This window comes from Massilia sp. YIM B02443, from assembly GCF_030411955.1.
Taxonomy (GTDB): domain Bacteria; phylum Pseudomonadota; class Gammaproteobacteria; order Burkholderiales; family Burkholderiaceae_D; genus Telluria.
Genome location: NZ_JASNRA010000030.1, coordinates 24,821 through 42,117, shown reverse-complemented (window position 1 = coordinate 42,117; position 17,297 = coordinate 24,821). Strand labels below are relative to the sequence as shown.

Annotated in this window: 18 protein-coding genes; 13 read left to right on the top strand and 5 right to left on the bottom strand. The window is 68.9% G+C overall.

Annotated elements, in window-relative coordinates:
- Positions 1-5: 5 nt before the first annotated feature.
- Positions 6-992 (bottom strand): SDR family oxidoreductase, encoded by a 987-nt coding sequence (locus QPK27_RS22440; RefSeq protein WP_290420404.1) that lies wholly within the window; start codon positions 990-992, stop codon positions 6-8.
- Between the two features lie 157 nt (positions 993-1,149).
- Here QPK27_RS22440 and QPK27_RS22435 point away from each other — a divergent pair, with 157 nt between their 5' ends.
- From QPK27_RS22435 to QPK27_RS22385, 11 genes are all read left to right on the top strand, one after another.
- Entirely contained in the window at positions 1,150-2,622 is a 1,473-nt protein-coding gene (locus QPK27_RS22435; protein ID WP_290420403.1) for a GGDEF domain-containing protein, read from the top strand.
- A 136-nt stretch (positions 2,623-2,758) separates the two neighbouring features.
- A complete protein-coding gene (locus QPK27_RS22430) occupies positions 2,759-3,601 on the top strand; it encodes an urease accessory protein UreD (protein WP_290420402.1) in 843 nt (280 codons plus the stop codon).
- A 10-nt stretch (positions 3,602-3,611) separates the two neighbouring features.
- Positions 3,612-3,914, top strand: a complete 303-nt coding sequence (locus tag QPK27_RS22425) for an urease subunit gamma (RefSeq protein ID WP_290420401.1) — start codon at positions 3,612-3,614, stop codon at positions 3,912-3,914.
- A gap of 12 nt (positions 3,915-3,926) precedes the next feature.
- Positions 3,927-4,250, top strand: coding sequence for an urease subunit beta (locus tag QPK27_RS22420; protein WP_290420417.1), 324 nt, complete (start codon positions 3,927-3,929; stop codon positions 4,248-4,250).
- Positions 4,250-5,950 carry an urease subunit alpha gene (ureC, locus tag QPK27_RS22415; protein ID WP_290420400.1) on the top strand — a complete coding sequence of 567 codons (1,701 nt, stop codon included), beginning with the start codon at positions 4,250-4,252 and terminating at the stop codon, positions 5,948-5,950. Before QPK27_RS22420 ends, ureC begins: the two co-directional genes overlap by 1 nt.
- 11 nt (positions 5,951-5,961) lie before the next feature.
- The gene (gene ureE, locus QPK27_RS22410; RefSeq protein WP_290420399.1) at positions 5,962-6,480 is read left to right on the top strand and encodes an urease accessory protein UreE; all 519 of its coding nucleotides are present in this window, start codon (positions 5,962-5,964) and stop codon (positions 6,478-6,480) included.
- Positions 6,477-7,142, top strand: a complete 666-nt coding sequence (locus QPK27_RS22405; RefSeq protein WP_290420398.1) for an urease accessory protein UreF — start codon at positions 6,477-6,479, stop codon at positions 7,140-7,142. Before ureE ends, QPK27_RS22405 begins: the two co-directional genes overlap by 4 nt.
- Positions 7,143-7,164: 22 nt before the next feature.
- Positions 7,165-7,797 (top strand): urease accessory protein UreG, encoded by a 633-nt coding sequence (gene ureG / locus QPK27_RS22400; RefSeq protein WP_290420397.1) that lies wholly within the window; start codon positions 7,165-7,167, stop codon positions 7,795-7,797.
- Positions 7,798-7,830: 33 nt separating this feature from the next.
- A complete protein-coding gene (locus tag QPK27_RS22395) occupies positions 7,831-8,412 on the top strand; it encodes a HupE/UreJ family protein (RefSeq protein ID WP_290420396.1) in 582 nt (193 codons plus the stop codon).
- Between the two features lie 95 nt (positions 8,413-8,507).
- Positions 8,508-10,238, top strand: coding sequence for a SulP family inorganic anion transporter (locus tag QPK27_RS22390; RefSeq protein WP_290420395.1), 1,731 nt, complete (start codon positions 8,508-8,510; stop codon positions 10,236-10,238).
- 134 nt (positions 10,239-10,372) lie between these two features.
- Positions 10,373-12,151 carry a DUF1302 domain-containing protein gene (locus QPK27_RS22385; protein ID WP_290420394.1) on the top strand — a complete coding sequence of 593 codons (1,779 nt, stop codon included), beginning with the start codon at positions 10,373-10,375 and terminating at the stop codon, positions 12,149-12,151.
- Positions 12,152-12,264: 113 nt separating this feature from the next.
- On the opposite strand, the gene QPK27_RS22380 is transcribed toward QPK27_RS22385, so the two are convergent.
- Positions 12,265-12,894, bottom strand: coding sequence for a 1-acyl-sn-glycerol-3-phosphate acyltransferase (locus QPK27_RS22380; protein WP_290420393.1), 630 nt, complete (start codon positions 12,892-12,894; stop codon positions 12,265-12,267).
- Between the two features lie 175 nt (positions 12,895-13,069).
- Between QPK27_RS22380 and arsC the strand changes: the two genes are divergently transcribed.
- On the top strand, positions 13,070-13,423 hold the full coding sequence (gene arsC / locus QPK27_RS22375; RefSeq protein ID WP_308633601.1) for an arsenate reductase (glutaredoxin): 354 nt from the start codon (positions 13,070-13,072) through the stop codon (positions 13,421-13,423).
- 127 nt (positions 13,424-13,550) lie between these two features.
- Here arsC and QPK27_RS22370 read toward each other — a convergent pair whose 3' ends face one another.
- Positions 13,551-14,765, bottom strand: a complete 1,215-nt coding sequence (locus QPK27_RS22370) for a right-handed parallel beta-helix repeat-containing protein (RefSeq protein WP_290420392.1) — start codon at positions 14,763-14,765, stop codon at positions 13,551-13,553.
- Positions 14,766-15,129: 364 nt separating this feature from the next.
- Here QPK27_RS22370 and QPK27_RS22365 point away from each other — a divergent pair, with 364 nt between their 5' ends.
- Positions 15,130-15,678: a GNAT family N-acetyltransferase gene (locus tag QPK27_RS22365; RefSeq protein ID WP_290420391.1), complete on the top strand. Its 549-nt coding sequence runs from the start codon at positions 15,130-15,132 to the stop codon at positions 15,676-15,678.
- 44 nt (positions 15,679-15,722) lie between these two features.
- Here the strand turns inward: QPK27_RS22365 and QPK27_RS22360 are convergent, their stop codons facing one another.
- Both QPK27_RS22360 and QPK27_RS22355 read right to left on the bottom strand, forming a co-directional pair.
- Positions 15,723-16,169, bottom strand: a complete 447-nt coding sequence (locus QPK27_RS22360; RefSeq protein ID WP_290420390.1) for a thioesterase family protein — start codon at positions 16,167-16,169, stop codon at positions 15,723-15,725.
- A 103-nt stretch (positions 16,170-16,272) separates the two neighbouring features.
- Positions 16,273-17,160: an endonuclease/exonuclease/phosphatase family protein gene (locus QPK27_RS22355; protein ID WP_290420389.1), complete on the bottom strand. Its 888-nt coding sequence runs from the start codon at positions 17,158-17,160 to the stop codon at positions 16,273-16,275.
- Positions 17,161-17,297 lie beyond the last annotated feature (137 nt).

Here is a 17,297-nt window from a genome sequence, read left to right as displayed (position 1 = left end):
ACGTGTCAGCCTACCGAACCGGTGATCGGCAGGATGATGCCGCTGATGTAGCCCGAGCACACCGGCGAGGCCAGGAACACGTAGGCGGGCGACAGTTCTTCCGGCTGCGCCGGGCGCTTGAAGTCGGTGCTGGCGCCGAATTCCTTGATCTGTTCCGGGGTCTGGTCGGCCGGGTTCAGCGGCGTCCAGACCGGGCCCGGGGCCACGGCGTTGACGCGGATGCCTTGCTCGATCACGCTGGACGCCAGCGACATGGTGAAGGCGTGGATCGCGCCCTTGGTGCTGGAGTAATCGAGCAGCTTTTTCGAGCCCTTCAGGCCGGTGACCGAGCCGGTGTTGATGATCGACGAGCCTTGCTTCAGGTGCGGCAGGGCGGCGCGCGCCATGTGGAAGTAACCGTAGATATTGGTGCGGAAGGTCTCGTCGAGGCGCTCGTCGGTGATGTCGAGCAGCGAGTCGGCGTGTTCCTGGAACGCGGCGTTATTCACCAGCACGTCCAGCTTGCCGAATTCGGCCACCACCCTGGCTACCGCGTCGTTGCAGAAGGCGGCATCCTTGACGTCGCCCGAGATGGTGATGCAGCGCCGGCCTTCGGCCTCGATGCAGCGCTTGGTTTCCTCGGCGTCTTCGTGTTCGTTCAGGTACAGCACGGCGACGTCGGCGCCTTCGCGCGCGAACAACACCGCCACCGCGCGGCCGATGCCCGAGTCGGCGCCGGTGACGATGGTGCTGAATCCTTCCAGCTTGCCGCTGCCCTTGTATTGCTCGGCCATGAATTTGGGTTTCAGTTCCATCTGGGCTTCGATGCCGGGCTTGGCCAGGTGCTGGTCGGGCATCGGCGTTTCCGGCTGCTCGACGCCGGTCTGCACTGCCTGGTCTTCGCCGCCCTGGTCCTGCTGTTCCTGCTTGGCGCCGTCGGCCTGGTCCTGGCGGCTTTGAATGGCTTTTTGCTTGTTTGCCACGCTGTTTGCTGCTTCGTCCTGCTGAGTCATGGTGCTTCTCCCATAAACGTTCATCCGATCTGGGAAGTATTGGACGCGCACGCCAGGGCGACGGTGCGCTTCCACACACAGCAACGACTTTGCCGCAGGCCACTCGCACGCCGGATTTATGGCACACTGCCCGCAAGGGAATAGTGGAGACACCAGGATGCAGCAACAAGAGGGCCCGCGCGAACATACCACCGGCCTGTTCGTCAATCCGGTCGGCCAGCGCCGCACCGACTTCCAGCATGCCTGCGGCGGCCTGTTCGCCCAGCTGCGCGTGGCCGCCGGCGCCGAGCAGGCGGCCAGCCTGCTCGAACGCGAAGCCGCCGACCTCCTGATCCTGGACCTCGAACGCTGCGAGATCGGCCTCGACCTGGCGCCGCTGGGCGCGCTGGTGGCGGCGCGCGCCGCCATCAAGGCGCCGGTGCTGGTGCTGTGCCCGTTCACCAACGCCGGCTGGCTGCCGGCCCTGATGGGCTTTGGTCCCATCGACTACGCGATCGGCCCGCTGCGCGAACAGCAATTGCGCTCGCTGCTCGACGCGCGCCTGCGCGCCGGCTTTGCGCCGCGCCCGGCGCCGACCCCGGGCGAAGACGAACTGCGTGGCCTGCTGGCGCTGCACGGCGCCGGCCAGGAAGCGCTGCAGGACGCCGACGACAGCGAACGCTTCGCCGAGCGCCTGTGCGCGGTGCTGGCCGCCTGGCCCGGCGTGGCGCATGCGGCGCTGTTCCAGCACCGCGACGGCGACCTGCACCTGGAAGCCGAACACGGCTTGCCCGGCCTGCGCCTGGGCGCGTTGCTGAAACCCGGCGCGCGCCTGCTGCAGTCGCCGCTGCGCCATGCCTTCCCCGGCCTGCTTGCGGCGACGACCGACGAGTTCATTCTGCTCGATGCCCCCGCCAAGGCGGGCGAGCCGGAGCTGGCCGAGCGCCTCGACGCCTATGGCGTGCGCAGCGTGATGGGCGTGCCGATTCCGGGCGAGGGGCCGGGCGGGCCGCGCGGTTCGCTGTCGCTGCTGTTCGACCATGCACGGCCGTTCTCGCATGCGCAGCTGAGCGCGCTGGACCATCTGGCGCGCCTGGCCGGCGTCGGCCTGCGCATGGCCGAGGCGGCGCGCGAGAACGAAGCCCTGCTGGCGCGCGTGACGCACCTGGCTACGATTGACGCCCTGACCGACGTCGCCAACCGCCGCCATGGCGAGCAGCTGCTGGAAGCGGAAATCAAGCGCGCGCGCCGCTACCGCCTGCCGCTGGCCCTGATCGCCTTCGACATCGACCGCTTCAGCGCCGTCAACGACAGCTACGGCCACCCGGTGGGCGACATCGCGCTGCGCACGGTGGCCGACACGGCGCGCGCGCTGCTGCGTTCGAGCGACGTGTTGATCCGCTCGGGCGGCGAGGAATTCCAGGTGATCGCGCCGCACACCAGCGCGATCGACGGCCTCAAGATGGCCGAGAAGCTGCGCGCCGCGGTCGAGCAGGTCGAGATTCCCGGCTGCGACCACGTCACCATCAGCCTCGGCGTGGCCCAGCTGGGCGAATCCGAGAGCGGCGATTCGCTGGCGGTGCGGGTGCACGCGGCGCTGGCGCGCGCCAAGCGCGCCGGGCGCAATTGCGTCGAGCTGGCGATGCAGTAGTGGATGTGCTGGCGCATGGCGGCACTGGCGCGGTGCGTTTGATCCGTGCTGGTGCGGTTTTTACCCGCACTGACTGAGTTACCTTCCCCGCGTCGTCTGACGCAGCGCTGGCATGCATCGTGCTATTTCGATAAGCATGCGTGATAGCCTCGATTCCGATACCACCATCGCACTGCCGCCGCCCTGGCAGGCCAGCCTGCGCCTGGGCTTCGCGCGCGACGGCAGCGTCACGCGCCTGACCCGGCGCGCCCATTGCGGCCCGCTGCGGGTGCAGAAGGCGCTGTATCCGGAAGGCCCGGGCGTGTGCCACGTGATCGTGGTGCATCCGCCCGGCGGCGTGGTCGGCGGCGACCAACTGGAGGTCGACCTCGACGCCGGCGCCGGTTGCCATGTGCTGGTCACCAGCCCCGGCGCCGGCAAGTGGTACCGCGCCAACGGCCGCACGTCGCGTCAAGCGGTGCGCCTGCGCGCCGCGGCCGGCGCCGCGCTCGAGTGGCTGCCGCAGGAAACCATCTTCTACGACGCCGCCCGCGTCGACCTGGAGCACGAGGTCGAACTGGCGCCGGACGCCGTCTACCTCGGCAGCGAGATCCTGTGCTTCGGCCGGCGCGCCGCCGGCGAAAGCTTCACCGCCGGACGCATCACCCAACGCACCCGCATCCGCCAGGGTGGGCGCATGCTGTGGTGGGAGCAGGGCGCGCTGACGCCGCAGGGCCTGGCCAGTCCGCTCGGCCTGAACGGGCGCACGGTGTGCGCCACCTTCCTCGCGGTTGGCAAGGCGGTGCCGGCGGCGCTGCAGGCCAGCCTGCGCGCGGCCGATCCGCAGCTGGGCGTGAGCCAGGTGAAATCGGTCTTCGTGGCGCGCCACCTGGGCGATGACGCCGAGGCGGCGCGCGCGGCGATGCTGCGCGTGTGGCAGGCGCTGCGCCCGCACCTGCTGGGGCGCCCGGCCTGCGTGCCGCGCATCTGGAACACCTGACGGAGCCGCCATGGACCTGACCCCGCGCGAAAAGGACAAGCTCCTGATCTTCACCGCCGCGCTGCTGGCCGAACGGCGGCGTGCGCGCGGCCTCAAGCTCAACTACCCGGAAGCGGTGGCATTGATCAGCGCCGCGATCATGGAAGGCGCGCGCGACGGCCGCAGCGTGGCCGACTTGATGAGCGAGGGCGCCGCCATCCTGACGCGCGCCGACGTGATGGAGGGCGTGCCCGAGATGATCCCCGAGATCCAGGTCGAAGCGACTTTCCCGGACGGCAGCAAGCTGGTGACCGTCCATCATCCGATTCCCTGAATGGAGCACAAGATGATCCCGGGCGAATACTTTCTCGAAGACGGCGACATCGCGCTCAACGTCGGGCGTCCTACCCTGAGCGTGACGGTGGCGAACAGCGGCGACCGGCCGATCCAGGTCGGCTCGCACTATCATTTCTACGAGGTCAACGACGCGCTGCAGTTCGAGCGCGAATCAACGCGCGGCATGCGCCTGAACATCGCGGCCGGCACCGCCGTGCGCTTCGAACCGGGCCAGCGCCGCACGGTGGAACTGGTCGAACTGGCCGGCGCGCGCGTCGTGGTCGGGTTCCAGGGACGGGTGATGGGGCCGCTGGCGCCCGAGGGAGACGCCTGATGGCCGCCATCATGCGCCAGGCCTATGCCGATATGTACGGTCCCACGGTCGGCGACCGCATCCGCCTGGCCGACACCGGGCTCGTGATCGAGATCGAGCGCGACTATGCGATCTACGGCGAAGAAGTGAAGTTCGGCGGCGGCAAGGTGATCCGCGACGGCATGGGCCAATCGCAGCTGCCGCGCGCCGGCGTGATGGATACCGTGATCACCAACGCCGTGATCCTCGACCACTGGGGCATCGTCAAGGCCGACATCGGCATCAAGGATGGCCTGATCGCGGCCATCGGCAAGGCCGGCAACCCCGACATCCAGCCCGGCGTGACGATCCCGATCGGCGCCGCCACCGAGATCATCGCCGGCGAAGGCTTGATCGTCACCGCCGGCGGCGTCGACAGCCACATCCACTTCATCTGCCCGCAGCAGATCGAGGAAGCCTTGATGTCGGGCGTGACCACCATGCTGGGCGGCGGCACCGGCCCCGCGGTCGGCACCGCCGCCACCACCTGCACGCCGGGCGCCTGGCACATCCATGCCATGCTGCAGGCGGCCGACGCCTTTCCGATGAACCTGGGCTTTATGGGCAAGGGCAACGCCAGCCAGCCGCGCGCGCTGGAAGAGCAGGTCGAAGCCGGCGCCATCGGCCTCAAGCTGCACGAGGACTGGGGCAGCACCCCGAGCGCGATCGACTGCTGCCTGGCGGTGGCCGAGCGCATGGACGTGCAGGTGGCGCTGCATTCGGACACGCTCAACGAGGCCGGCTTCCTCGAGTCGACCGTGGCCGCGTTCAAGGGCCGCACCATCCACACCTTCCACACCGAAGGCGCGGGCGGCGGCCATGCGCCCGACATCATCGCCGCCGTCGGCCTGCCCAACGTGCTGCCGTCGTCCACCAATCCGACCCGCCCGTTCACCGTCAACACGCTCGACGAACACCTCGACATGCTGATGGTGTGCCACCACCTCGACCCGGCCATCGCCGAGGACGTGGCATTCGCCGAATCGCGCATCCGGCGCGAGACCATCGCCGCCGAAGACATCCTGCACGACCTGGGCGCGATCTCGATGATGTCGTCCGACTCGCAGGCGATGGGCCGCGTGGGCGAAACCATCCTGCGCACCTGGCAGACCGCGCACAAGATGAAGCTCCAGCGCGGGCCGCTGGAGGGCGACTCCAGCCGCAACGACAACCTGCGCGTCAAACGCTATGTGGCCAAGTACACGATCAACCCGGCCATCACGCACGGCATCGCGCACGCGGTCGGCTCGATCGAGCCGGGCAAGATCGCCGACATCGTGCTGTGGCGCCCAGGCTTTTTCGGCGTCAAGCCGTCGATGATCCTGAAGGGCGGCATGATCGCAGCCAGCCTGATGGGCGACCCGAACGCTTCGATCCCGACGCCGCAGCCGGTGCACTACCGGCCCATGTTCGGCGCCTTCGGTGGCGGCTTGCGCAAGTCGTTCACGTTTGTTTCGCAGAGTGCTTTCGATACCGGCATCGGGCGCGAGCTGGGCTTGCTGAAAACCGTGATGCCGGTGCGCGGCACGCGCGGCCTGCGCAAGCGCGACATGATCCACAACGCCGCCTTGCCGCACATGGAAGTCGATCCTGAAACCTACGAAGTGCGGGCCGACGGCCGCCTGCTGGTGTGCGAAGCGGCCGCCGTGCTGCCGCTGGCGCAGTGTTATTTTCTGTTCTAGAGGAGCCGCGCATGCTGTCGCTGCATACCAAAATCACGAGCGCGGACACGGTCCATGATCGCCTGCGGCTGCCGTTCGACGCGCGCGAGCGCTGCCGCCAGCGCGTGCGGCTGGAGTCGGGCGAGGAGGCGGCGCTGTTCGTGGTGCGCGGCACGGTGCTGCGCGACGGCGAACTGTTGACGGGCGACGACGGGCGTGTGGTGCGCATCGTCGCCGCGCCGGAGCCGACCTACGTGGTGCGCTGCACGGACGCCGTGCTGCTGGCGCGCTGCGCCTTCCACCTCGGGAACCGGCATACCCGGACCCAGGTGGGCGACGGCTGGCTGCGCATCCGCGTCGATCCGGTGCTCAAGGACATGCTGGAGGGACTCGGCGGCGTTGTCGACGAGGAGCTGGCGCCGTTCGAGCCGGAGTCAGGCGCCTATGGCGGTGGACATGGCCATGGTCACGAGCATGGGGCGGGAGGCTTGCTGGCGCCGGTGCCGCTGCGGCAGAAGATCCACCGGCCATCGGATCCGTCGAATACATGAACGCCGCCGCGCTGCTGCACCTGCTGCAATTCGCCAGCCCGGCGCTGCCGATCGGCGGCTACAGCTATTCGCAGGGCCTGGAGACGGCGCTGGAAGCGGGGCTGGTGCACGACGCCGCCAGCGCCCACGCCTGGATTGCGCGCTGCCTGGACGAAGTCGTGGCGCGCTGGGAAGCGCCGCTGCTGTGGCGCCTGATGGCGGCGCTCGCGGCGCGCGACGGCGCGGCGGTGGCCGAGCTGGGCGAACGCTTCCTGGCCTCGCGCGACACGGCCGAACTGCGCGCCGAGAGCGTGCAGATGGGTTATTCGCTGGCGCGGCTGGTGGCCGAACTCGGCATAACCGACACGGCGGCGCTGGACGGCGAGGTGACGCTGCCGCTGGCCTACGCCTGCGCGGTCGACGGCCTCGACATCCCGCACGAGGAAGCGCTACTGGCGTCGATCTTCGCCTGGACCGAGAATCAGGTGCTGGTGTGCGTGAAGTCGGTGCCGCTGGGGCAGGTGGCCGGGCAGCGCCTGCTGCTGGCGCTGCGGCCGGCGATCGAGGCAGCGGCATCGATAGCGCGTACCTTGCCCGATGAGGGCATGTCGAATTGGGCGCCGGGTCTGTCGATGCTGTCGATGCGGCACGAGGTGCAGCACGGGCGGCTGTACCGTTCGTAACCAAGCAACCGAGGATCACGAGATGACTGCAGCTTCCAACCCACGGCCATCCAACCCGCTGCGCGTGGGCATCGGTGGGCCGGTCGGCTCGGGCAAGACCGCGCTGTGCGAGATGCTGTGCCGGCGCATGCGCGAGCAGTACGACATGGCGGTGATCACCAACGACATCTATACGCGCGAGGACATGGAGATTTTGCTGCGCGCCGGCGCCTTGCCGCCCGAGCGGCTGATGGGCGTCGAGACCGGCGGCTGTCCGCACACGGCGATCCGCGAGGACGCCTCGATCAACCTGGAAGCGATCGCGCGGCTGCAGGCCGAGTTCCCGGCGCTGCAATTGGTGCTGGTGGAGTCGGGCGGCGACAACCTGGCGGCGACCTTCAGCCCGGAATTGTCGGACCTGACGCTGTACGTGATCGACGTGGCCGGCGGCGAGAAGATCCCGAGGAAGGGCGGGCCAGGCATCACGCGCTCGGACCTCCTGATCATCAACAAGACCGACCTGGCGCCGCACGTCGGCGCCGACCTCGGGATCATGGCCGAGGATGCGCGCCGCCAGCGCGGCGCGCGGCCGTTCGTGTTCACCAACCTGCGCACTGGCGAAGGCGTGGACCGGGTGGTGGCGTTCGTGCGCGAACAGGGTTTGCTGGACCATTGACGGAAATGCGCTGTGGCGCAAGGAGAACGAGGGATGACGAAGAAGATGACGATGATGCGCCGGGCAGCCGTGGCGACAGGCGTGTTGGCGATGGCGCTGCCGGCCGCCGCCCATCCGGGCCACGGCGCCGACAGCGGCTTCGTGAACGGCCTGCTGCATCCGGTGACGGGCGTCGATCACCTGCTGGCGCTGCTCGCCGTCGGCCTGTGGAGCCGCCAGCAGCGTCACGGCGTGGTGCTGGCGCCGACCTTCCTGGTCCTGATGGCGCTGGGCGCGGCGAGCGCCGGCAGCCGGATCGTCGTGCCGGCGCTCGAGCTGTCGATCGCCGCTTCAGTGTTGCTGCTGGGCGTGCTGGCGGCCTGCGCGCCGGCGCTGCAGCGGCGCGTGCCGCCGGAACTGGCAGTAATCACGGTCGGTGCCTGCGCCTTCTTGCACGGCCTGGCGCACGGCAACGAGTTGAGTGGCGAGTTGGGCGGCATGAGCAGCGGCGCCGGCTTCATCCTGGCCAGCGCGCTGGTGATGCTGGCCGGTGCAATGCCGGTCGAGCGTCTGCGCCGCGCGCTGGGCGCGGCGATCGGCGCGGCCGGCGTGTGGCTGGTGGCGCTGGCGGCGTGAGAAGCTGCTGGCCGGACGGGCCTGGCGGGCCGGCGGGACGGTAAATATGCTACGCTAGCGGCCTTTCCAATCCGGCAATCCAGCCAGACATACCGATGCTTCAGTGGTTGCGGCAATACCGCCGCGCCGCGCTGCCGGGCGACATCAGCGCCGGCATCGTGGTCGCGATGATGATGATCCCGCAGGGCATGGCCTACGCCCTGGTGGCCGGCCTGCCGCCGGTGGTTGGCATCTACGCCAGCATCTTTCCGCCGCTGCTGTACGCGCTGTTCGGCACCAGCTCGACCCAGTCGGTGGGGCCGATGGCGATCATTTCCCTGATGACGGCGTCGACCCTGGCGCCGCTGGCCGCACCGGGCAGCGCCCTGTACGGCGTGCTGGCGGCCCAGCTGGCGCTGCTGTCGGGCGTGGTGCTGCTGGTGTGCGGCCTGCTGCGCATCGGCTTTCTCGCCAATTTCTTTTCGCGCCCGGTGATGAGCGGCTTCACCATTGGCTCGGCGCTGGTGATCGCCTGGGGCCAGCTGCGGCCCCTGGTCGGCGGCGCGCCGACCGCGCCGCACCTGCCCAGTGCATTGCTCGGCCTTGGCTCGCTGGCACTGCTGGTGGCGGCGCGCCAGTACCTGGCGCCACTGCTGCGCGCGCTGCGCGTCAAGCCGGTGGCGGCCGACATCGGCGCCAAGCTGGCCCCGATGTTCGTGGTGCTGGGCGCGACCGCGCTGGTGCCGCTGCTTGGCCTGGCCGGGCGCGGCGTGGCGATCACCGGCGCGGTGCCGTCCGGACTGCCGGGACTGAACCTGGCGACGTCGGCCGATCACTGGCAGGCGCTGCTGCAGCCGGCGCTGCTGATCGGCTTCATGGTATTCCTGATCAGCATGTCCGGCGCGCAGGCGCTGGCGCTCAAGCGCGGCGGCGAGAAGCTGGCCAGCAACAGCGAACTGGTGGGGCTGGGCGCGGCGAATATCGGCAGCGCGCTCTCTGGCGGCTTCCCGGTCACCGGCAGCATCTCGCGTTCGGCGGTGAATTTCGCGGCCGGCGCCAACACCCAGCTGGCCAGCATCATCACCGCCGGCCTGCTGGCGCTGGCGCTGGTGGCGCCGACCGGCTGGCTGGCGCTGCTGCCGCTGCCGACCCTGGCGGCGACCATCATCGTCGCCGTGCTCGGCATGCTCGACCTGTCCACGCTGCGCACAGCCTGGCGTTACGACCGCGCCGACGCGGCGGCGCTGCTGGCCACCGCCGGCGGCGTGCTGGCGCTGGGCGTGGAGGCGGGCGTGGTGGTCGGGGTGGCGCTGTCGATGGGCGCGCTGATCTGGCGCGCCAGCCGGCCGCACATCGCGGTGCTGGGCCGCATCCACGGCACCGAGCATTTCCGCAACATCGACCGCTATTCGGCCGAGACTACGCCGGGCCTGCTCATGATGCGGGTCGATGCGGGTCTGTTTTTCGGCAACGTGGAAGCGGTCAACGAACGCATCGACGAAGAATTGCTCGACCACGCGGGCACGCGCCACCTGGTGCTGGTGCTGTCGGCGGTGAACGCGATCGATACCTCGGCTCTGTTCGGGCTGGGCGAACTGAACGCCTCGCTGCGCCAGCGCGGCGTGGTGCTGCACCTGGCCGAAGTGAAAGGGCCGGTGATGGACCGCCTGAAGGACAGCGACCTGCTGCAGGCGCTGAGCGGACAGGTGTTCCTGAGCGCGGCGATGGCATGGGACCGGCTGGCGGGTTCGGCGGCTGCAGGGACGCCTGCCGCAGGGACGCCTGCCGCAGGATCGCCTGCCGCAGGAACGCCCGTTGCAGGCGGTAGCCCTGAGCAAGCCGTATAAGCACGCGGCATAAGCGTGCCTGATCAGCAATCTTTTTATTGACTGAAAGTTACCGTTCTACTACGATCTTTCGGCGCGGCATTGTAACGACAATGCCTGCATCCGCACCGGGGCCGATCACGTCGAGGTAGACCATGTCCTGCCAGCGCCGCACCCGTCCACTCCTGCTGCGCCGCAGCTGCGCCGCCTTGCTGCTGGCCAGCTGGGCCGGCGCCGTCCCGGGCGCCGACGTCAAGTTCGGCGGCCGCATCACCTACGGCGAAGTGATCCGGGTCCAGGATCGCGATCCCGACCTGCTGACGGGCGTGAACGCGTCCACCATCGGCCTGGCCGGGTTCGGCAGCGGTGGCAACGCCGACGACGCCAATACGAATTACGCCCGCTGGGACGCGGCGTCGCGCGCCGTGAAAGGCTTGTTCGAACTGAGCGCGAGCGAGGGACCGTGGTCGGCGGCGCTGCGGGTCAAGGCCTGGCGCGACCTCGGTCTGCTGCACGACGAGCGGCCATGGGGCAATGTCGTCAACGGCTACGCAGCGGGCGCGCCACTGAGCGACGCCGGCGCGGCGCGACGGACGCGCTTCGACGGCGTCGCCCTGGCCGAGGCCTGGGTGCAGCGTACCTGGCGTATCAATGACGTCGCGCTGCTGGCGCGCGTCGGCCAGCAGTCGCTGGAGTGGGGCGGCCGCACGCTGCACCAGGGTGGACTGGAAGCGCTCAATCCGCGCGACCTGCCGGGGCTGCGGCGCGCGGGGACGGTACCGCCCGAGACGCTGGTGCCGCGGCCGATGCTGTTCGGCCGCATCGAAGCCATGCCGGGGCTGGCGCTGGAAGCGTATTACCAGACCAGCTTCCGGCCCACCGCGCTCGACCTGTGCGGATCACTGTGGTCGATGAGCGACTACCTGGCGGACGGCTGCGACCAGGTCATGAGCGGGCCGCCGATGGTGAGCGACCGCGCCCGCGTCCAGCTGGGCGCGTTCCAGAAGCGACTGCCGACGCCGCAGCCGCAGACCCACGAATTCGGCGTCGGCGCCACCTGGCGCGTCAAGGCGCTCGACCTCGACCTGGGCCTGTACCACGCGCGCTATAACGCGCGCGCCGCGCTGCCGTCGCTGCGCCGCAGTACCCGTGCCGGCGGACCAGCCTTGATCCCCGGCGATCCCGATGGCCGCAACATGGCCTATTTCACCGAGTACCCGGAAGGCTTGCGCATCAGCGCCGCGACGTTCTCGCGCAAGCGGGGACCGACCACGATCTACGGCGAGGTGTCGTACCGGCCGCAGACGCCATTCATGCTGGCGCCGGGCGACGTGCTGCCGCCGTTTTTGAGCGCCACTGCGCCGGCGCTGCTGCGCGCACGCGCCAATGCCGTGCCGCCGGGCGGGATCTTCCACGGCTACGACCTGTACGCGATGTGGCAGGCGCAACTCGGCGCACGTCACGAATGGACCCTGCGCGGCGTGCCGCTGGCGGAGACGATCGAGGCGGTGGGCAAGCACGTGCGCGACCTGCCTGATCCGGCGCTGCTGCGCTACGGGCGGGCCGACATCTTCGGCGTGGGGCCGGTGGGGAGCATCTGCAATATCACCACAGGCAACGCGGCGCGCCAGTGCAGCCTGCGCGGCTACAACACGCCGCGCTCATGGGGATACCGGGTGCGGCTGGATGCACGGCTGCCGGCGCTGGCGCCGCAGTTGACCGGCAGCGCGAGCCTGCTGTTCGTGCATGACGTGAAGGGCTGGTCGGGCGACTTCCTGCTCAACGAGGGACGCAAGTCGGTGGCGCTGGCGCTGCGCTTCGAGTACCGCCAGCGCTATCTGGCCGAATTCGGGTACAACCCGTCATGGGGCGGGGAGTACCACCCGGCGGCGGACCGGGATACGGCGTCGCTGGCGCTGGGGGTGCGGTTCTAGCGCGGCGCGGCGGGTGTCGCAGGCGGCGCTCGGCGCGCCGGTAGTACAAGCGCGTGGCCGAGCGGGTCGATCCTGCGGACGGCGTCTGCCGTCGTGCCGGATCACCCGTGGCGTCAGGCGCGCTTGCGGCGCGGCTCGTCGCTGTCGCGCGGTGCCAGCGTGATCGGGGCGGCGTCTTCCGGATGCAGCGCCTGCACGTCCTTGTAGACGGCGCGGATCGCGTCCATGTCGCGCTCGATGTCGCCGCTCAGCGTGAGGCTGTCCACCACGCGCAGCTCTTTCTTGCCATAGTCAAAGCTGACCAGCAGCAGCGGCACGTTGGCGGTTTGCGCCAGGTGGTAGAAGCCGCTCTTCCAGTGCGGGCGGTAGCCGCGCGTGCCCTCGGGCGTGATCGCAACCCAGCACCATTTCTCGGCCAGCATGTTCTGGGCGATCTGGCGCGTGGCGCCCATCGGCGCGCTGCGGTCGATGGCGATACCGCCCCAGTAGCGCATGATGCGGCCCATCAGGCCGCGGAACAACGAATCCTTGGCAAGCCAGCGGAAGTCGAGATCGAGCGCCCACTTGGCGACCAGGCCGATCGGGAAGTCCCAGTTCGAGGTGTGCGGATACACGACCACGATGCCATGCGGTCCCGGCAGCGGTTTGTAGTGCAGCTTCCAGCCGACCAGGCGCAAGGCGCGCAACGCCAGACGCTGGCGCAGGGTGGGCAGCTCTGACGCTTGCACCAGGTAATTGCTCATCGAGTCTCCGGGGCAGCGCGATGCCATCTCGTCAGGATTGAAGGCATTTGCGCTGTAGAAAAAGAAGCGGGCAATTCTAGCGGCATGCACCGGGGCGGACAAGCAAAAAAACTGGCGGGGGACGGGTGCTGTGGTTATGATGCCGCTGTCTGAAAGATAATGTAGAGCAACCGTCATGACAATTGACATCACGATTTACCACAATCCGCGCTGCGGCACCTCGCGCAACACCCTGGCCGCGATCCGCGAAGCGGGCCACGAACCGCAGGTGGTCGACTACCTGGCCAATCCGCCGTCGCGCGAGGCGCTGCAGAAAATGATTCTTGACGCCGGCCTGAGCGTACGCGACGCGGTGCGCAGCAAGGAAGCGCGCTTCGTCGAACTGCAGCTGGACCGTCCCGAAGTCGACGACGCCGCCTTGCTCGATGCGATGGTGGCCAACCCGATCCTGATCAATCGCCCATTCGTGGTGACGCCGAAAGGCGTGCGTCTGTGCCGCCCGTTCGAGCGCGTGCAGGAAATCCTGTGAAGTAAGCCTGTTGACAAGCCTGTAAAGAAGCCCCGTCAGCAAGCTTACACGTGAGCTTTTAAGCAAGCTGTCGAACAAGACTTGAGCAAGCTCGCGAGCAAGCCTTTCAGCGCGCCTGCAAGCAACCCTACAGCGCCGGAAGCGGCAGCGCACCGATATCGGGCCTGCCCGCGGATTGATCCGCCGATTTGCCGGCCGGACCGCCCCCATTGCCGCCCTTGCTGGCCGGCGCCGGCCCCTCGGCCGGCAAGCCCCTGCCGATCGCCGGCGAGCCCGGCCGCAGGCGGAAGTCGGGCGTCCCGCCCGCGCTGTACTCGACGAACTGCGGCGGCGCGCTGACGCTGCCGCTGTGCTCACGCCCCTCGGCCAGCTTCCAGTCGCCTTCGTCGTTGTCGTACACCAGGTTGTTGCGGAAGCTGTTGTGGCGCCCGGTGGCGCCCTGTTCCAGGATGCCGTGGCGGTTGTCGTAGACGATGTTGTTGCTGACGTGGGTGTGGTCGTTCGGCCCCTTGCCGTGATAGAAGTCGCCGCCGCCGACCACGATGCCGCTGCCGGACGCGGCCACGGTATTGCCGCGGATCGTCACGTGGCTGGCGTCGTGCCACAGGTGGATGCCGGCGCCGGAGATGCGGTACACGACATTGTTGCGCACGTTGGCGGTGGTGCTGACGTAGATACCGTGCATGAAGCGGCAGCCGGGCGGGCCGATGTCGTGCACGCGGTTGCCGCTGACCGTGGCGTCGACGCCCTTGTAGTAGCTGTCCACGCCGATCCCGGCGCCGCCCTTCGGTTCGCACGGCACGTCGGTGCCGATGTGGTGGATGTGGTTGTCGTGGATGCCGTTGTGCGAGCCGCCGCTGTAGATGCCGCTGACCCATTTCATGCCGCTCTGGTACTGGGTGCCGTCGATCTCGAAGCCGATGATGTCGAGGTAGTTGGCGCGGTTGTCCCAGGCCGCGCCCTGGCGCGCGTCGAGCGGCGGCACGATGCGTGCGCCCCAGCGTTCGGTGCTCTGGAAGATGATGCGTGCCTCCGCGGTGCCATTGGTGGCGGTGCGCACGCCGCCCGAATACATGCCGGGCGCGACGTGCACCGTGGTGCCGGGCGTGACCACCTGGGCCGCGCGCATCAGGGTGCGGAACGGTTCGGCGCGGGTGCCGGGATTGCTGTCCGAGCCGCCGGGCGCGACGTACAGGTGGGTGCGCACCAGCTCGGCCACCACCAGCCGCTCGTTGCCGCCGTCGCGCAGGCGGCAGCCGGCCAGCGCGGTAGCGGCCAATACGGCCAACACGGCCAGCATCCAGAGCAGCAGCAAGCGTGCGAGAGACGGAATACGGACCATCGTTTCCTCGTCGTAGGTGGCAGTGACGATTCAGTGTGGCCGTCCACAAGCGGGCCGGACACCGGTTGGCTCAATATCGTCCTTGAGCGTGCTCAAGGTGGACGAGGCGATCCTGACGGCAAGCGAGCACAAGAGCAATTAGATGACGCGCCGCGTGCACTCGTATTCGCGCCGAGCCTGGCTGCGGCCAGCCCTGATTTCAGCTGACAACGCCTGACAAAACCGTCTGGTTGCTCTGACTGCAACCGCCGAGTACACTCCGCTGTATTGACCGTCTGCTATTGCCTGGATACAGGCTTTCGCAACAACGAGCCAGCACTCCACAACGACGGCTCGTCCGACACCGGACCAAGGAATCCAGCGCATGCATAGCGAGTTCATCACTTGTGTTCCCTACCTTCACACGGAACGGCTCACGCTTCGCGAATATCGACGCGCGGACTTCGATGTATTCGCAGCGCATCTGGCCGACCCGGTAAGCGCGGCCCATCTGGTCCAGTCCGACCGCCAGGGTGCCTGGCGCATCTTTTGTTACCAGGCAGGACTATGGCTGATCCACGGCGCCGGCTGGTGGGCGGTCGAGGAACAGGCGACCGGTCAACTCGTCGGGTGTGTCGGCGCCTTCTTTCGCGAGGAATTCCCTGTGATGGAGCTTGGCTGGAATACCTATCGTCCCTTCTGGGGCCAGGGATTCGCGAACGAAGCGGCAGCCGCAGCCTTGCATCATGCGCTCGAGATCCGGCGCGAACCAGCAGTTCGGGCGCTCATCGCTCCAGGCAACGAATCATCGCTGCGCGTTGCCGGGCGGCTTGGCCTGACTTATGAAGCGGACACCGAGGTGTACGGCAAGGCGGTCGGCATCTATCAACGATCGCGCAGCGTCGACCGGCAGCCGGTGCGGACGCAAGACTGACCTATCCCGGGAAGGTCTCCCGCGTGAGCCCGGCTGCGGCGGGATCACTGCCCTTGTGCGGGCGTGACGACCACCGGCATATAGGTCTCCAGGAACTCGGCCGGCATGCGCCGTGGCCGGCCGCTGCTGATCTCGATGCAGACCAGGTCCCAGCGTCCGCGCAGGACGGTGACGCCGTCGCTGTCGCGCACCAGCTGGAAGCAGCGCGCCATCGACAGCTTGCCGTCGCCGCCCACCAGCCAGGTGGCCAGGCTGAGCGGTTCGCCGGGCAGCGTCGGCAGCAGGTAGTCGTACGCGCCGCGCCGGATCGCCATCGCGCGGTCGAGACGCCGGTAGTCGTCCAGCGACAGGCCGAGCTGTTCCGAGTGGGCCCAGCCGGCCTGCTCGCACCAGCGCACATAGACCGCGTTGTTGGTGTGATTCAGGCCATCGATGTCGCCGGCGGCCGGCGTGACCGGCAGGACGAACGGTTGCGGATAATCCCAGTCCAATGTTGTTCCTCGTGGGGCGCGGCGTGGCCGCGAACCGGGGCATTGTACGGCAGCCGCATCCATGGCGTGCGTCGCGTGCGCAGCCGCCGCGCTGGCGCCAGTGCTAATGCTGGTGCTGGTGCTGCTGCGGCGGCCAGTCGAGTTCGACCAGCACCGCCTGGTGCGCCGATCCCTGCTCGCTGGCGTCGACCCGCATGCGCCGCACCCGGCCGGCGAGATCGGCGCTGGCGAACACGTAGTCGAAGGTGAATGGCGGCGCGGCGTCCGGCCGCAGGTCGTGCAGGCCGACCGTCGGCGCGTGACGGCGGCCGGGCTGCACCACGTGCCAGCAGTCGCGCCAGGACGGGGTATCGTCGCCGAACGGCGCCAGCAGGCGCCCGTGCTCGGGCGAACCGGGCAGCATGTTGAAGTCGCCGGCCAGCAGCGCCGGCGCGGCGCGCGGCACCGCGGCGAACGGGCCGTCCCCACCCGGGCGCGCACGCACGGCGTGGGCACGCCCTTCGCGCTGCAGTTCGCGCAGCCGTTCCACCTGCGCCAGCCGCTGCTGGTACGAAAAATATTCCAGGTGCGCGCTGATCACGCGCAGCAAACCGCCCGGCGTGGCCAGCGTGACTTCGAGCGCCATGCGCGGCATGCTCGGCACGGCGGGATCGAATGGCCACGGCAGCGAGTGGCGCAATACCTGCAGCACCGGATGGCGCGACAGGATCATGCTGCCGATGCGCCGGCGCGGGCCGTCGGCCGCGCCGGGGCGGTCGGCATCGGCGGCCAGGTCGCAGGCGATGGCGCTGACTGCCGCATGCCCCGGCATGCATGCGCGCAGCGCCGCGAACTGATCTTCGCCGCCGGGGTCGAAACCGGAAGCGACTTCTTGCAGGCAGACGACGTCGTGGCGCGCTAAGCGGTCGAGACAGGCGACCACGCGGCCGAGATCGGGTTTGCCGTCCGGACTGCGGCCGGACTGGATATTCCAGGTAATGAGCTTGAACATGGGTGTCCTTTCCGATGACTGGCAAGGCTAGCGCCGCCACGCCGCGCGCAGGCTGATGCAGCGCAGGCGTGCGCCAATGTCGAGCCGATGCCGGATCGACGCCTTTGGTCGGCAATAAAGGAGAGAAATTGTTCACT

Bases quoted from the DNA above. Each gene is read 5' to 3' on its own strand.
- QPK27_RS22380 (WP_290420393.1), bottom strand. From the start codon at position 12,894: ATGAGCAATTACCTGGTGCAAGCGTCAGAGCTGCCCACCCTGCGCCAG.
- ureE (WP_290420399.1), top strand. From the start codon at position 5,962: ATGCTGTCGCTGCATACCAAAATCACGAGCGCGGACACGGTCCATGAT.
- QPK27_RS22390 (WP_290420395.1), top strand. From the start codon at position 8,508: ATGCTTCAGTGGTTGCGGCAATACCGCCGCGCCGCGCTGCCGGGCGAC.
- QPK27_RS22365 (WP_290420391.1), top strand. From the start codon at position 15,130: ATGCATAGCGAGTTCATCACTTGTGTTCCCTACCTTCACACGGAACGG.
- QPK27_RS22370 (WP_290420392.1), bottom strand. From the start codon at position 14,765: ATGGTCCGTATTCCGTCTCTCGCACGCTTGCTGCTGCTCTGGATGCTG.
- QPK27_RS22440 (WP_290420404.1), bottom strand. From the start codon at position 992: ATGACTCAGCAGGACGAAGCAGCAAACAGCGTGGCAAACAAGCAAAAA.
- QPK27_RS22425 (WP_290420401.1), top strand. From the start codon at position 3,612: ATGGACCTGACCCCGCGCGAAAAGGACAAGCTCCTGATCTTCACCGCC.
- ureG (WP_290420397.1), top strand. From the start codon at position 7,165: ATGACTGCAGCTTCCAACCCACGGCCATCCAACCCGCTGCGCGTGGGC.
- QPK27_RS22435 (WP_290420403.1), top strand. From the start codon at position 1,150: ATGCAGCAACAAGAGGGCCCGCGCGAACATACCACCGGCCTGTTCGTC.
- QPK27_RS22405 (WP_290420398.1), top strand. From the start codon at position 6,477: ATGAACGCCGCCGCGCTGCTGCACCTGCTGCAATTCGCCAGCCCGGCG.
- QPK27_RS22420 (WP_290420417.1), top strand. From the start codon at position 3,927: ATGATCCCGGGCGAATACTTTCTCGAAGACGGCGACATCGCGCTCAAC.
- arsC (WP_308633601.1), top strand. From the start codon at position 13,070: ATGACAATTGACATCACGATTTACCACAATCCGCGCTGCGGCACCTCG.
- QPK27_RS22355 (WP_290420389.1), bottom strand. From the start codon at position 17,160: ATGTTCAAGCTCATTACCTGGAATATCCAGTCCGGCCGCAGTCCGGAC.
- ureC (WP_290420400.1), top strand. From the start codon at position 4,250: ATGGCCGCCATCATGCGCCAGGCCTATGCCGATATGTACGGTCCCACG.
- QPK27_RS22385 (WP_290420394.1), top strand. From the start codon at position 10,373: ATGTCCTGCCAGCGCCGCACCCGTCCACTCCTGCTGCGCCGCAGCTGC.
- QPK27_RS22430 (WP_290420402.1), top strand. From the start codon at position 2,759: ATGCGTGATAGCCTCGATTCCGATACCACCATCGCACTGCCGCCGCCC.
- QPK27_RS22395 (WP_290420396.1), top strand. From the start codon at position 7,831: ATGACGAAGAAGATGACGATGATGCGCCGGGCAGCCGTGGCGACAGGC.